This window comes from Methylobacterium durans, from assembly GCF_003173715.1.
Lineage (GTDB): Bacteria > Pseudomonadota > Alphaproteobacteria > Rhizobiales > Beijerinckiaceae > Methylobacterium > Methylobacterium durans.
Map to the genome: position 1 here is coordinate 5,762,273 of NZ_CP029550.1, position 13,356 is coordinate 5,775,628.

Annotated in this window: 11 protein-coding genes and 4 pseudogenes; 12 read left to right on the forward strand and 3 right to left on the reverse strand. The window is 65.6% G+C overall.

Going from position 1 to position 13,356, the window contains the following annotated elements:
• The first annotated feature begins 45 nt into the window (after positions 1–45).
• The 4 genes from DK389_RS32980 to DK389_RS26865 all read left to right on the forward strand — a co-directional run bounded on the left by DK389_RS32980 (position 46) and on the right by DK389_RS26865 (position 2,636).
• Entirely contained in the window at positions 46–192 is a 147-nt protein-coding gene (locus tag DK389_RS32980; RefSeq protein WP_162560885.1) for a hypothetical protein, read from the forward strand.
• A gap of 43 nt (positions 193–235) precedes the next feature.
• Entirely contained in the window at positions 236–877 is a 642-nt protein-coding gene (locus DK389_RS26855; RefSeq protein ID WP_109896864.1) for an HD domain-containing protein, read from the forward strand.
• Positions 878–1,160: 283 nt separating this feature from the next.
• Entirely contained in the window at positions 1,161–1,613 is a 453-nt protein-coding gene (locus tag DK389_RS26860) for a cupin domain-containing protein (RefSeq protein WP_109896866.1), read from the forward strand.
• 87 nt (positions 1,614–1,700) lie between these two features.
• A complete protein-coding gene (locus DK389_RS26865) occupies positions 1,701–2,636 on the forward strand; it encodes an NADP-dependent oxidoreductase (RefSeq protein ID WP_109896868.1) in 936 nt (311 codons plus the stop codon).
• A gap of 26 nt (positions 2,637–2,662) precedes the next feature.
• On the opposite strand, the pseudogene DK389_RS26870 reads toward DK389_RS26865, so the two are convergent.
• Positions 2,663–3,262, reverse strand: a pseudogene (locus DK389_RS26870) (indole-3-glycerol phosphate synthase TrpC); the annotation flags it as partial.
• A gap of 84 nt (positions 3,263–3,346) precedes the next feature.
• On the opposite strand from DK389_RS26870, the pseudogene DK389_RS26875 reads away from it, so the two are divergent.
• Positions 3,347–4,050: pseudogene (locus tag DK389_RS26875) on the forward strand (IS5 family transposase).
• A 512-nt stretch (positions 4,051–4,562) separates the two neighbouring features.
• Here the strand turns inward: DK389_RS26875 and DK389_RS32985 are convergent.
• A complete protein-coding gene (locus DK389_RS32985; RefSeq protein ID WP_162560886.1) occupies positions 4,563–5,063 on the reverse strand; it encodes a hypothetical protein in 501 nt (166 codons plus the stop codon).
• A 225-nt stretch (positions 5,064–5,288) separates the two neighbouring features.
• On the opposite strand from DK389_RS32985, the pseudogene DK389_RS26880 reads away from it, so the two are divergent.
• A pseudogene (locus DK389_RS26880) lies at positions 5,289–5,396 on the forward strand (IS5/IS1182 family transposase); the annotation flags it as partial.
• A gap of 16 nt (positions 5,397–5,412) precedes the next feature.
• Here DK389_RS26880 and DK389_RS26885 read toward each other — a convergent pair.
• A pseudogene (locus DK389_RS26885) lies at positions 5,413–5,679 on the reverse strand (indole-3-glycerol phosphate synthase TrpC); the annotation flags it as partial.
• Positions 5,680–5,942: 263 nt separating this feature from the next.
• On the opposite strand from DK389_RS26885, the gene DK389_RS26890 reads away from it, so the two are divergent.
• The 6 genes from DK389_RS26890 to DK389_RS26915 all read left to right on the forward strand — a co-directional run bounded on the left by DK389_RS26890 (position 5,943) and on the right by DK389_RS26915 (position 13,288).
• Positions 5,943–6,431 carry a cupin domain-containing protein gene (locus DK389_RS26890; protein ID WP_109894293.1) on the forward strand — a complete coding sequence of 163 codons (489 nt, stop codon included), beginning with the start codon at positions 5,943–5,945 and terminating at the stop codon, positions 6,429–6,431.
• A 441-nt stretch (positions 6,432–6,872) separates the two neighbouring features.
• Positions 6,873–7,745: an alpha/beta fold hydrolase gene (locus DK389_RS26895; protein WP_109894295.1), complete on the forward strand. Its 873-nt coding sequence runs from the start codon at positions 6,873–6,875 to the stop codon at positions 7,743–7,745.
• Positions 7,746–8,035: 290 nt separating this feature from the next.
• Positions 8,036–8,758 (forward strand): response regulator, encoded by a 723-nt coding sequence (locus DK389_RS26900; RefSeq protein ID WP_109894297.1) that lies wholly within the window; start codon positions 8,036–8,038, stop codon positions 8,756–8,758.
• 245 nt (positions 8,759–9,003) lie between these two features.
• Positions 9,004–9,798 carry a cytochrome-c peroxidase gene (locus tag DK389_RS26905; protein ID WP_236960375.1) on the forward strand — a complete coding sequence of 265 codons (795 nt, stop codon included), beginning with the start codon at positions 9,004–9,006 and terminating at the stop codon, positions 9,796–9,798.
• Positions 9,795–12,293 carry a two-component system VirA-like sensor kinase gene (locus DK389_RS26910; protein WP_109894301.1) on the forward strand — a complete coding sequence of 833 codons (2,499 nt, stop codon included), beginning with the start codon at positions 9,795–9,797 and terminating at the stop codon, positions 12,291–12,293. Before DK389_RS26905 ends, DK389_RS26910 begins: the two co-directional genes overlap by 4 nt.
• Before the next feature lie 56 nt (positions 12,294–12,349).
• A complete protein-coding gene (locus tag DK389_RS26915; protein ID WP_109894303.1) occupies positions 12,350–13,288 on the forward strand; it encodes a homocysteine S-methyltransferase family protein in 939 nt (312 codons plus the stop codon).
• Positions 13,289–13,356 lie beyond the last annotated feature (68 nt).

Here is a 13,356-nt window from a genome sequence, read left to right on the forward strand (position 1 = left end):
TCCAGCGTGAACGTTCGACGTTTTATAGCAGAGGAGGAGCCAGAGATGCCGGAAAAACTCTCGAATTGTGCGGAGGCGTGCGATTGCACCACTCCATCGGCCTTAACTGTCGATCCAGATACTTGGCTCGATGAGGCGCTCGCCGACAGCTTCCCTGCCAGCGATCCGCTCGCCACCCACCGCTTCAACTGAACCTGCCACCACAGGAGCGACGAGGATGAACGGGAGCCTGCACCTGCTCGAGACCGTCGCGGGCATTCGCGTGCCCGACAGTGCGATGGTCCGAGCCGCAACGCAGCTCGTCCGAGATACCGAAGACGACCTGCTGTACAATCACAGCCGCCGGGTCTTCTTCTGGGGCGCGCTGACCGGAGACCGCCGGAAGCTGAAGTACGATCCCGAACTGCTCTACATGGGCGCGATGTTCCACGATATGGGACTGACCGACGCCTACGCGAGCAAGGACCTGCGCTTCGAGGTCGACGGCGCCAACGCCGCCCGCGACTTCCTGAAGAGCTACGGCGTGCCTGAGCGCGACATCGAGGATGTCTGGACCTCGATCGCCCTGCACACCACGCCGGGCGTCCCCGAACACATGCGCCCGACGATCGCTCTGGTGACGGCCGGCGTCGAGATGGACGTTCTTGGCCTCGCCTACGACGAGTTCACGCCCGAGCAACGCGAACACGTCTGCGCGCACCATCCGCGCGAGCACAACTTCAAGGAGGCGGTCATCGACCACTTCGCCGAAGGAACGATCAGGAAGCCGCAGACGACGTTCGGCAACGTTAAGGCCGACGTGCTGGCGCTCAAGGATCCGAACTACAAGCGCATGAACTTCTGCAGCATCATTCTCACGTCACCCTGGCAGCATTGAGCCTGGGCAGCGACGCGCGGAGGCGTAGGGCCGGGCTTGTCAATCTCGATCCGCGACTAAGGATCCGGAGCCCTCCCCCATGAACGCGCCGACGCCAGAACGCGCGGAATGGCCCCTGAGCGGGAGGAATTGCGCGAGATCGTGCGTCTCATGAACCGCTACGGCATCGCCTGGTTCGGCAACGCCTGGGAACCAAGCGAGTCCGGCACTTCGATGGCCGGGGACAGGCGGCTCGGGGAGCTTCTCGACAAACTGGATCACAACAGATGTGCGGGAGAGCATCATGAATTCGAAGACGAGGCGCATCTTGGCCAACACTGCAGCGACCGCAGCAGTCGTGGCATTGGCACTACTCGGTTTGTCGCCCGGGCAAGCGCACGAGCGTGAGACGGTGAAGCCGGCCTTCGAGCACGCGCTGCCCAACGTACCGGGCAAGAGCCTCATTGCGGTGGTCGTCACCTATCCACCGGGTGGCAAGTCGCTGCCACATCGGCACGCCCGCTCCGCCTTCATCTACGCGCATGTCCTGAAGGGTGCAGTTCGCAGCCGCGTCGGCGACGAACCTGCCAAGGTCTACCGCGCCGGCGAGAGCTTCTTCGAGGAGCCCGGTGCCCATCACCGGATCAGCGAGAATGCGAGCGACAGCGAAGCCGCCAGTCTGCTGGCCGTGTTCATCGTCGACGCTGGCGACAAGCCGCTGACCGTTCCCGATCCGGCAGCGGCGGCAACGCCGTAGGTCCAGGTCAGCCGCCGGGGCAACAAAAGGTAGAAGGAGCAGAGCATGGCACCCGAGATTTCCGACAGCGATTCGGGTCAAGCAACGATGATGGCGTGGCGGGTGCATGCGTTCGGCCCGCCGACGGTGATGACCTTCGAGAGCGTGCCCCGTCCCGATCCGGGCGAGGGCGAGGTGCTCGTCCGAGTGCACGCCGCCGGCGTCGGACCCTGGGACGGCTGGGTCAGAGCGGGGCGAAGCGTCCTGCCGCAGCCTCTTCCCCTCACCCCAGGCTCGGACCTGTCCGGCACAGTCGAGGCTGTCGGCCCGGGTGTAACCGGGTTCGCTGCCGGCGACGAGGTCTTTGGCGTGACGAACCCCAGATTCGTTGGCGCCTATGCCGAGTACGCCGTCGCCTCTGCCGCGATGCTGGCTGGAAAGCCGCGCTCGCTCACGCATGTCCAGGCCGCTTCCGTGCCCGTGATCGCCGTCACGGCCTGGCAGGGATTGTTCGAGCAGGCCCAACTCCAGTCGGGCCAAACCGTGCTCATCCATGGTGCGGCGGGTAACGTCGGGGCCTACGCCGTGCAACTCGCACGCCGAGCCGGCCTTCACACGATCGTGACGGCCGGAGGGGACGATCTCGCCTATGTCCGGAGCCTCGGCGCCGAGCAGGTGGTGGACTACCGCGCTCAGCGGTTCGAGGACGAGGTGCGCGATGTCGATGCCGTCCTCGACTTGGTCGGAGGCGAGACGCAGAGCCGCTCGTTCAAGGTCCTGCGCCGCGGCGGCAGGCTGGTGTCCGCAGTCTCCCAGCCCGACCAGGCACGTGCCGAGCAGCACGGCGTCAGGGCGGAGTTCTTCCTGGTGCGGGTGACGACCGAGCATCTGTCGCTTCTTGCCGGGCTCCTCGATGACGGCGAGCTCAGGACACGGGTCGGAGCAGCGCTTCCGCTCGCGAGAGCGCGCGAAGCCCATCTGATGCTGGAAGGCGAGCAGGCAGCGCCCAAGGGCAAGATCGTGCTGCAGGTGCTGCCGGACTGAGCTGTCGCCGATTGCGTCCGCATGGCCTAGCTCGCGCCGAACAGAAGGCGCTGTGTAGCCACGGCGACGTTGATTTCGCGCATCAGGCTCTCGCCGACGAGCACGGCGTGCAGGCCGCTCTCGCGAAGGCGCAGCACGTCCTCGTGGCCGGCGATGCCGCTCTCGGCCACGGGGATGCGATCCTTCGGGATTCCGGGCGCAAGGCGGATCGCGGAGTCGAAGGAGACCTCGAAGGTCTTCAGGTTGCGGTTGTTGATGCCGATCAGGCGCGTGCCGAGGGGGATCGCCCGCTCCAGCTCCTCCGCGTCGTGCACCTCGACCAGCACGTCCATTCCGAGATCGTGCGCGGCCTCGACGATCGCGGCCGCCTCGTCGTCGTCGAGGCAGGCCATGATCGCGAGCACGCAGTCGGCGCCCCAGGCCCGCGCCTCGAGCACTTGGTAGGGCTCGAACATGAAGTCCTTGCGCAGGACCGGCAGGGAGCAGGCCGCGCGGGCCTGCGCGAGGTAGTCCGGGCGGCCCTGGAAGGACGGTTCGTCGGTGAGCACCGAGAGGCAGGTCGCGCCGCCGGCCTCGTAGGGTTTAAACCGAACCAAGCTGTTGCGGGGTTTGCTGTTTTGTGATTCCCGGGGGCCGTTTGCGACCTGGAGGCGGCAATGGCGGACCTGTTCTGGCTCTCGGATAAGCAGTCGGCGGTGATCGAACCCTTCATGCCCAAGGACCAGCCCGGACCCGAGCGGAAGGACGACCGGCAGATCATCTCCGGCATCCTGCACGTGCTCACTTCGGGTTGCCGCTGGCGCGATTGCCCCTCCGCGTATGGACCTCGCACCACGGTCTACAACCGCTTCAATCGTTGGTCGCGGCGCGGCTTCTGGAAAGCAATGCTCGCCGCGCTGGCCAGGGCCGGATGGGCGGGTGACGCAGCCGCACTCGACAGCACCTACGTCCGGGCCCACCGCTCGGCGCACGGCGGGAAAGGGGGGCGAAAGCGCAAGCTATTGGCCCGTCGCGCGGCGGCCAGACGACCAAGATCCATGCGCTCACTGATGTCCTCGGTCGCCCTGGCGTCCTCCTGCTGACGCCCGGCAATGCCAGCGACGTGACGACCGCCCCGGCGGTGTTGGCTGAGGCACCGGGCCGGATACAGCGTCTTGCCGCCGACAAGGGCTATGACGCGGACTGGCTGCGCACTGAACTGCGGACGAGCGGCATCACGCCGGTCATCCCAGGCAAGCGTGGCCGCAAGCGACAGATCCGCCACGACAGGCGGCGCTACCGCGAACGCTGGCGTATCGAGGCGACCTTCAACCGCCTCAAAGACTTCCGGCGCATTGCCACACGCTACGACAAGCTTGCCCGCAACTACGCCTCAGCCATCGCAATCGCCGCCGTCATCACCTTCTGGTGCTGATCGAGTCCAAACCCTAGCATAAGCTTGCCAAAGAGTTGTTATGTCTATGGATCGTTACCATACATTTTCTCGCTACCTTCGGTTCGCATGGAGGCGCGGCTCAGACCTTCATGCGTTGGGCCCATCTGGGGCCCGGGACTGTCTGCTGCAACTCGCGCAACAGCGATAAGGCGCCGAAGCTACCAATCTGCCTCTCACAAAGCTCGGCCCTAATCATGCTTTATCCGCGCGTGTCATGCGCCTGCGTCGGTTCAGCATGCGTATAAATACGTTGCGCCGACACAACATTGTATTTTTCAGAAACCGGCGCATTCCCTGCGTAGAATGCAAGAAATGGCAGTAAAAAGAGGCGGCTGCTCGTGCGAAGCGCCGCATGCAAGAACTAGAGCGTGTTATGGACTCGGGGCTAAGTGTCTGTAATCGCTCATAAACCCAGTTGTGCGCCGTGCATAAAACTCATTGCTGGTCAATGGTTTAGCGTTGATGGGTAACACGCTCTAGCATTATAACGCTCAATCAGCATGACAATTGCGAGGGTTACAGTAATAACCTCGCTTGTAAACACACTCTTTGCGTCCCAAATCACCATCGCAAGAATAATCCCTAAAGTTCAAGAACATGGAACTGCTGGTTCCAAGCACATTTAGAAGCACATCGAAATCGGGATTACAAAGTACAGCTTTTGCATCTTGATAATAAAAGTGGGCAAGGCCTTCTTTTTTCATAGATATGCTCGAAATAAATCTCTCTAATTTTTCCTTGCCCATTCCGTCTAAGAATATGTTGCTTTCACTCAGGATTTCGAGCACCTCTTCGGGGCTTTTAGCAGTACGTAAGCTCATGTTCCCCTCCTGCTTCTTTTCCGCTGCCGAGGCTGAGGAGGCTCGGAAGGCCAGTCGTTGTCCGCTCCGCCCGACGACGTCGGTATTCACGCGGTCAAAGCCTGACGGGCCGAGCACGACGACATCGGCCAGGACCTCGGCAGACCGGGTAATACCGGCGACCTCTCGCATGCCGCTCTAGTTGGGGATTTCGGCTGCGCAATTGTTCGTTCCATATATGGGGTACCCTTCTTATGCTTGGAAATCGCCCTGTGCCCTGACGGCCGTCAGGGCGGGCGCGCGGCCATCGGATTCTATTTCGACCCGCACTATGCCGATGGATGAGGCCCGCGCCGCAACGGGACAGAGCGTTTGGCTTGCGTCGATCATGTGCTGCGCGCTCAGGCGGGACCGACCTTCAACCGCCTGAAAGACTTTCGCCGCATCGCGACCCGCTACGATAAGCTCGCCCGCAACTACGCTTCAGCCGTCGCCCTGGCCGCCGTCATCGCGTTCTGGTGCTGATCGAGTCCAGACCCTAGGCCGCCGCGAGCGTCGCCGGGTCGAAATCGGCCCGGATCAGCCCCTTCGAGGGCGAAGCCTTCTTCACCTCGGCGATCAGGGCCGGGCGCCCGGCCGCGATGTGGGCCGCGATGGCGTCCGCGAAGCCCCGCGGCGGGGGTTGCTCCACCGCACGCTTCTCCAAGGCCGCCGAAGGCAACCGTGCCTTGGCTTCCGCGATCTCGCGCCGCTTGTAGATCTCGATGCGTTCGAGCACGGACTGGGTGGCAGGGGCCATTTTGTGCATCGGGTCCTCTGAACGTTCGCGACGACGAGGCCATCGAGCGTCGCCAAAGTCGCTACGACCGTCCGATGGCATCCATCTGGGCACAGTCCTTGTCGCGCGCTCCCGCTACAGCAGTGTTTCAGCTCCGAGGCTTGCTTCAATTTCTGCGGGCAACAGACATCGTCTTGTAACGCGACTTCCCGAGATCATGAGCAGGTCCCTCACAGCCTGGGCTGGGCGAGGCCGTTTTTGCAAAGCCGATCCGACAGAGGTTTTCGCAGACGATGATCGATACCCTGATCCCCGAGCACCACGACCTCATCGACATCATGGGGCCGCGGATCTCGTTCGCCACGCCCGTCTCCGCCGAGGAGGGATACTGCGTGATCCTGTCGGTGGTCCCAGCCGGCGCGGTCATCCCGGTCCACAGCCATCCCGATCGGGAGACCCTCTACGTCATCGATGGCCGACTGGAGGGCCTCCTCGGCAGCACATGGCAGACGTTCGGGCCCCGCAGCGTCATCGACGTTCCTGGTGGCGTGCCGCACGCGTTCCGCAACGGATCCGGGCAGGAGGTGACGGCGCTGCTCGTCACGACGATGCGGATGGGCCGCTTCTTCAAGGAGATCGGGCGGCCTGCGGCTAGATCGGCGACGCTCATACCTCCTGGTCCGGATCAAATTGCTGCCCTGGCCTCCGCCGCCAGACGCTACGGCTACCACCTGGGCACGGACGAGGATAATGCCGCGGTCGGGATCTATCTCGACGTCTGAGATCGGCCGGCGCGTGTACAGCGAGCGGCCTGCAGGGATTGCTCCGGGGCGTCAGCCATCGCCGCAGGTCCATCCCTGCCCCCGCTAGATGCAGCTCTACGTCACCGGGTTTCTGGTCCCAGCGTTGAGGTTCGGCGAGACCGTCGTCAGCCGCAACCTGCAAGCCCACCAAGTGTGTGGCATGCGCTACGCGATTGAGGCGGGCGGAGCGTGGCTCTTCGCATCTGTCTCACATAGTCCACAGCTCCGCGACACCGCGGATTTCCAGTTCTGGCGGGAAAGTCAGGGACTTTGGCGGAGATCGAACGGTCCGCCTTGTTGCGGGCGATAGGCCGCAGCTCCAGTATCCTCCCTGCGGTGATCGTCTGCTGTCTGGACAATCATCAAGCAGACCCATCGCGGAATGGCTCTCCCTACTCCGAATTACGGGAGGATTGTCCAATGAGCACCATGACGACCAAGGACGGGACGCAGATCTTCTACAAGGATTGGTGTCCGAAGAACGCGGATTGGGGTCCGAGAGCGGAGGATTGGGGGCCCAGGGATGCGCAGCCGATCGTCTTCCATCACGGCTGGCCGCTGAGTGCCGACGACTGGGACAACCAGATGTTGTTCTTCCTCGGAGAAGGCTACCGCGTCATCGCCCACGACCGGCGCGGCCACGGCCGCTCCTCTCAGACGGCAACGGGCAACGAGATGGACACCTACGCGGCCGACGTCGCCGAACTCGTCGCGGCGCTCGACCTGCAAAACGCCATCCATGTCGGCCACTCGACCGGGGGCGGCGAGGTCGCCCGCTACGTCGCCCGGGCGGAGCCGGGCCGCGTCGCCAAGGCGGTGCTGATCGGGGCCGTGCCCCCGGTGATGGTGAAGTCGGATACGAACCCGGGCGGCCTGCCGATCGAGGTGTTCGACGGCTTCCGCGCCGCGCTGGTGGCGAACCGGGCGCAGTTCTACCGCGACGTGCCCTCCGGCCCGTTCTACGGCTTCAACCGCGCGGGCGCGACGGTCTCGGAGGGGATCATCGGCAATTGGTGGCGGCAGGGCATGATCGGCGGCGCCAAGGCGCAGTACGACTGCATCAAGGCGTTCTCGGAGACCGATTTCACCGAGGACCTGAAGGCGATCGACGTGCCCGTGCTGGTGATGCACGGCACCGACGACCAGATCGTGCCCTACGCCGATTCCGCTCCGCTCTCGGCCAAGCTCCTGCCAAACGCCACGCTCAAGACCTACGAGGGCTACCCGCACGGCATGTGCACGACCCATCCCGACGTCATCAACCGCGACCTCCTGGCCTTCATCCGAGGCTGACGGCACATTCTCGCTACCGCCATGTTGCAGGCGATGATTGCCCCGCCGGAGGCCTGCAACATTCCTGTAACGCACTTGCATGAAACCGTGCGTCAGCGTCGTCCACCGATCGCTCGGTGCATTTCGGATGAGGTGCAACCTCTTCCGACTCGACCGCGAATTCATCCGGTCATCCTAGCCTGAGCGAGACGGCTGTCTCGGTGGCAGAGGAAGCAACGGTACGTCTTGGAAATATCTGGGCACCCCCGATGAATGTGACAGCGCTACCTCTCGAGCAGGTTGGCTCCACGATGGAACTTCCGATCCGCGTGCTTGTGGTCGACGACGATCCTGCCATGCGCGATCTCCTCACGACCTACCTCGGCGAGCACGACGTCCAGGTGCAGACCGCCTCCAACCGCCAGGAGATGGCGGCGCGGCTGCGCGCAGGCGAGCCCCACCTCGTGATTCTCGACCTGCGCCTCGGCACCGACGACGGTCTGGCTCTGCTGCGCGAGATCCGCGCCCGCTCCGAACTTCCGGTCATCATCACCACCGGCCATCGCCGGGACGAAATCGACCGGGTGATCGGGCTCGAGCTCGGCGCGGACGACTATCTCGTCAAGCCGTTCAGCCCGCGCGAGCTCCTGGCGCGCATCCGGACGGTGCTGCGCCGGCAGGAGGCATGGCGGGCTGCCCAGCAGCAGGGCGGCACGTTCGCGACCTACCACTTCGACGGGTGGCAGCTCGCGACGCGGACGCGCCGGCTGACCGGCCCGGCCGGCGAGATGGTGATGCTGACGAAGGGCGAGTACGCGCTGCTGCTGGCCTTCGTGTCGGCCCCGCAGCGCCCCCTGACACGTGAACACCTGCTCCAGGCGACCCGCGTGCACGAGGACGTCTTCGACCGCAGCATCGACGTCCAGATCCTCCGGCTGCGGCGCAAGCTTGAGGCCGATCCCAGCCAGCCCCGCATCATCCTGACCGAGCGCGGCATCGGGTACGTCTTCGCCCTGCCGGTGGCGGTGGAATGAGCCTGAGGAACTGGCTCCCGGGGGACGAGCGATCCGCAACGTCCAGGGCAGGAGGAGCTGGGGTGAGACCGAGCGTCGACTGGCTTGTTCGCGCCTGCCGACCTGCGCGTCCATGGGTGCTCTGCGCAGGGCTGATGGTTGCCGCAACCGCGCCTGCGGTTGCTCCTCCGCTCCCGGAAGCGACACCTCCTGCCGATCAGGAGCCGATCAGCCCGATCCCTGCCCCGCCGGCAGCCGATCCGCGTGTGCTCGCGCTCGGCGAGAGCCTCTTCGCGGACCCGCGCCTGTCAGGCGACGGAGCGCGCTCCTGCGCGTCGTGCCACGACACCCGCACCAACGGCGCGGACGGCCGCGTTCGAAGCTTGATGCCCACCGGCTCGGATCCTCCTTTCAACACGCCCACGGTCTTCAATGCGGCGCTGAGCTACCGGCTCGGTTGGGAAGGGCAGTTCCGAACCCTCGAGGAGCAGGCGGAGAGTTCGCTCGAAAGCCCCGACGTCATGGGAGCTCGCGTCGACGAGGTTGTGGTCCGCATTCGGAAGGATGCAAATCTGACGCGGCAGTTCCGCAGCACGTTCGGCCGGGATCCGAACCGGACCGACCTGCTCGACGCTCTGGCCACCTACGAACGATCGCTGCTGACGCCCGACAGCCCGTTCGACCGCTGGCTGCACGGCGACACGGCCGCCCTCTCAGCGGAGGAACTGAGCGGGTACGAGACCTTCAAGTCGCTGGGCTGCGTGTCCTGCCACCAAGGCGTGAACGTCGGAGCCAACCTCAAGCAGCGCCTCGGCGTCTTCCACCCCCTGTCGACGCATCGGCCCGAGGTTCTGCGGGTGCCGAGCCTCAGGAACGTCGCCACGACCTCGCCCTACTTCCACGACGGCAGCGCTGCCACGCTGCACGAGGCAGTCCGGCGGATGGCGAAGTCTCAGCTCGACCGGACACTGACGGACGGGCAGATCGACCAGATCGTCGCGTTCCTGCGGACCCTGACAGGGCGCTACCAGGGCAAGCCCCTGCGGCCGGCGACGCCATGAGGATCGCGCCTCCGGCACTCCTCGCCGTCCCGCTGCTTCTGCTGCTGCTCACGTGGCTGTCCTTCGGCGCGGTCAATGCCGACGCGGAGATGTACGACCAGGCCCTGCAGAACCTCGACCGGATGGCGGTCGCGGAGAGCGCACTGCAGAAGGACGTTCTGATGGCCCGAGCGGGAACGCTGCGCAACTACGACCCCCTCGTGCGGGAGATCGCGGACCTCTACGGGATCGTCGGGCAGATGCACTGCATCGCCTCGCCGGGCGCTCGGACGGGCTCCGCGATCGACGCGCTGGCCGCCTCCATCCGCCGGCAGGATGAGCTGATCGAGCGCTTCAAGACGGAGAACGCGCTCCTTCAGAACTCGCTCGCTTACTTCGGACTGTTCGGCACCGCCATCACCAAGAACGGCGACGACAGCCGGGTGCTTGCCCGCGTGAGCGAGCTCGCCGCCGCGATGCTGCACCTGACGCTCGATACCGCACCGGCCGCTGCAAACGAGGTCGCGGACCGGCTCGACCGGCTGACGGCGGAGATCGGCGCGCGCGACGATCCCAGCATCCAGGCGCTTCTGGCCCATGGACGCATGTTGCACCGGCTCCTGCCGAGCGTGGACGAAGCCCTGAGTGCCCTCTCCGCGATCCCGGTCGACCGACAGCAGGCCGACCTTCGCACCATGGTGCTCACCCACCAGAGCGCGTCTCGCGAGACCGCACGGCGCTATCGAGTCGTGCTCTACGCGGTCTCTGTCTCGCTCGTCGTGCTGCTCGTCCACCTCGGATTGCGGCTCCGGTCGCGAGCATTGAGTCTCCAGAGGCGTGCCACGCTGGAACACCTGATCGCTGGCCTGTCCCTCGGCTTCATCGATGCGCCGCCGCACGAACTGGGCGTGCGGATCGAGCAGGCACTGGCCGCACTCGGCGAGAATCTCGGGGCGGAGCGCGCCTACTTCCTGCACTTGGGGCAGAACAGGCGGATTTTCCATTGGAGCGCGGACGGTGCACAATTGCCGGTTGGCTGGATCGAGCGCACCCGCCTGCTCGCGGCGCGCACCGCAGTCCAAGGGGAAGATTTCGTCCAGGTTCCCTCAGCAGGACAGGGGCCCGCGGGAGCCGGGATCGACGCCCTCTCGACGCTGGGGCTGCGGGACTGGGCCTGCGTCTCCAGGATGACGAGCCAGGGCGAGATCGGCCTCCTCGGCTTCGACGGCGTCCGGTGCCGGCTCGATCTGCCGAGCGACGAGCGCGGCCTTCTCAGGATGGCCTTCGACGTCTTCGTGAACGCCGTCGGGCGCGAGGTCCTGGAGCAGGACCGGGCACGTCTCGAGCGCCGGCTGCAGCAGGCGCGGCGCATGGAGACGGTCGGCACGTTCGCGAGCGGGATCGCCCACAACTTCAACAACATCGTCGGTGCGATCCTTGGCTATGCGGAGATGGCGGAGGAGCAGGCTCACCCGACAGACCGGTCGAGGCCGCATCTCGGCGAGATCCGCCGCGCCGGCGAGCGCGCGCGCGACCTCGTCGACCAGATCCTCACCTTCGGCCGCCGCCGGGACGCCGCCCGCCGCCCCATCCGCGTGTCGGCCCTCGTGGCGGAGAGCATCTCCCTGCTGCGCGCCTCCCTGCCGCCCGGCGTCGAGCTGACGCTCCGGGAGGGCGGACCCGATGCCGTGGTATCCGGCGAAGCCACCCAGCTGCAGCAGGTGATCCTGAACCTCGGCAACAACGCCGCGCAGGCGATGGATGGAGTAGGGCCACTCGTGATCAGGACCGAGATCCGCCAAATCGGGGCTTCGACCTCTGGGCTTCCCGATCCGTTTCCGGCTGGCCGCTACGTCCGGATCCTCGTCGAAGACCGGGGCCGCGGCATGGACGAGGCCACCTGCAGCCGGATCTTCGAGCCGTTCTTCACCACCCGGCCGGCGGGCAACGGGCTCGGGCTCGCGACGGCGCGCGAGATCGTGCGCGAGCACGGCGGCACGATCACGGTCGCCAGCCGGCCCGGTGCCGGGACCTGCTTCGCAGTCTGGCTTCCCTGCGCGATGATCCCCGAGCAGACCGGATCGCAAGCCGTTCCTCGAGGCGCCCCCGGTCTGCCGCGGGGGTGCGGTCAGACCGTCCTGGTGTTCAATCCGGATCCGGCCTGCCGCCTCAGGGACGAGGAGGTCCTCGCGGCGCTCGGCTACGAGCCGATCGGGATCTCGCAGATGGACCTCGCGTTCTCGGCCGTGGAGGAGGCTCCCAACCGTTTCGCCGCCGTTCTGATAGGCCAGCCGATGTTGCCGGCCTCGGAGCTGTGCTTCGCGTCCACCCTGCACCGCAAGGTTCCCAACCTCCCGCTCATCCTCGCGACCGGCTCGGCGGCCGGCGACGATGCTGCCGCGCTGGCACGCGCCGGCATCCATGAACTCGTGCAGTGGCCGCTGCTCGCGTCGGAGATCGCGATGGCACTCGCCCGCGTCCTTCCGCAGCCCGAGGACGCGATGCTGCCAGGATGATCTGAAGACCGGGCGATCGTTCAAGTACGCACACGCATGACAGATGGAGATGCCGCATGCCGCAATTCCGGGAGTCACTTCCTCAACTCACCGGCCGCCCATTCCTGACTGAGGGCGGCATCGGAACCACTCTCCTGTTCCACGAGAACGTCGACCTTCCCCACTTCGCCCACTTTCCTCTGCTCCTCAACGAAGAGGGGCGAGCTACGCTGGCGCGCTTCTTCGAGCCCTACCTGGAGCTGGCAAAGCGATACCGGGTGGGCATGATCCTGGACACGCCGACCTGGCGTGCCAACCCCGATTGGGGTGCCAAACTCGGCTACGACGCCGTCGCTCTGGCCAAGGTGAACCGGATGGCGGTCAGTTTTCTCGACGCACTCCGGCGTCGGCACGCACAACTCGACCTGCCTCTCGTGCTCAACGGCGTGATCGGCCCGCGCGGAGACGGGTACGCGGTCGAGACTGCCATGACGGCTGAGGAGGCCGCTGCCTATCACCACCCGCAGATCGAGGTCTTCCGAGACAGCGGCGCCGACATGGTGAGCGCTCTCACCCTCACCTTCGTCGAAGAGGCCATCGGCATCGCGATCGCGGCGAGAGACTCGAAGATGCCGGTCGCGATCTCCTTCACGCTGGGAACGGACGGCCGTCTGCCTTCGGGCCAACCCCTCGGCACGGCGATCGAGGAGACGGACGCTGTGACGGGCGCCTACCCGGCCTACTTCATGATCAACTGCGCGCATCCGCTGCACTTCGAGGCCGTTCTGGCCGAGGGTGCCGGTTGGCTCTCCCGCATCCGCGGGATACGTGCGAATGCCTCTACCAAGAGCCACGCCGAACTCGACGTGGCCTCCGATCTCGACAGCGGCGACCCTCATGATCTCGGTCGCCGCTACGCGACCCTGCGCGGCCAACTGCCCAACCTGACTGTTCTCGGCGGTTGCTGCGGGACGGATCATCGGCACATCGCGGCAATCTGCGAAGCCTGCCTGTGACCAGCCGCGGAGCAAAGTCGAGAGGAATGACTGCGCCGACATTTGGAAACGTTCGTGCAATCATGGCG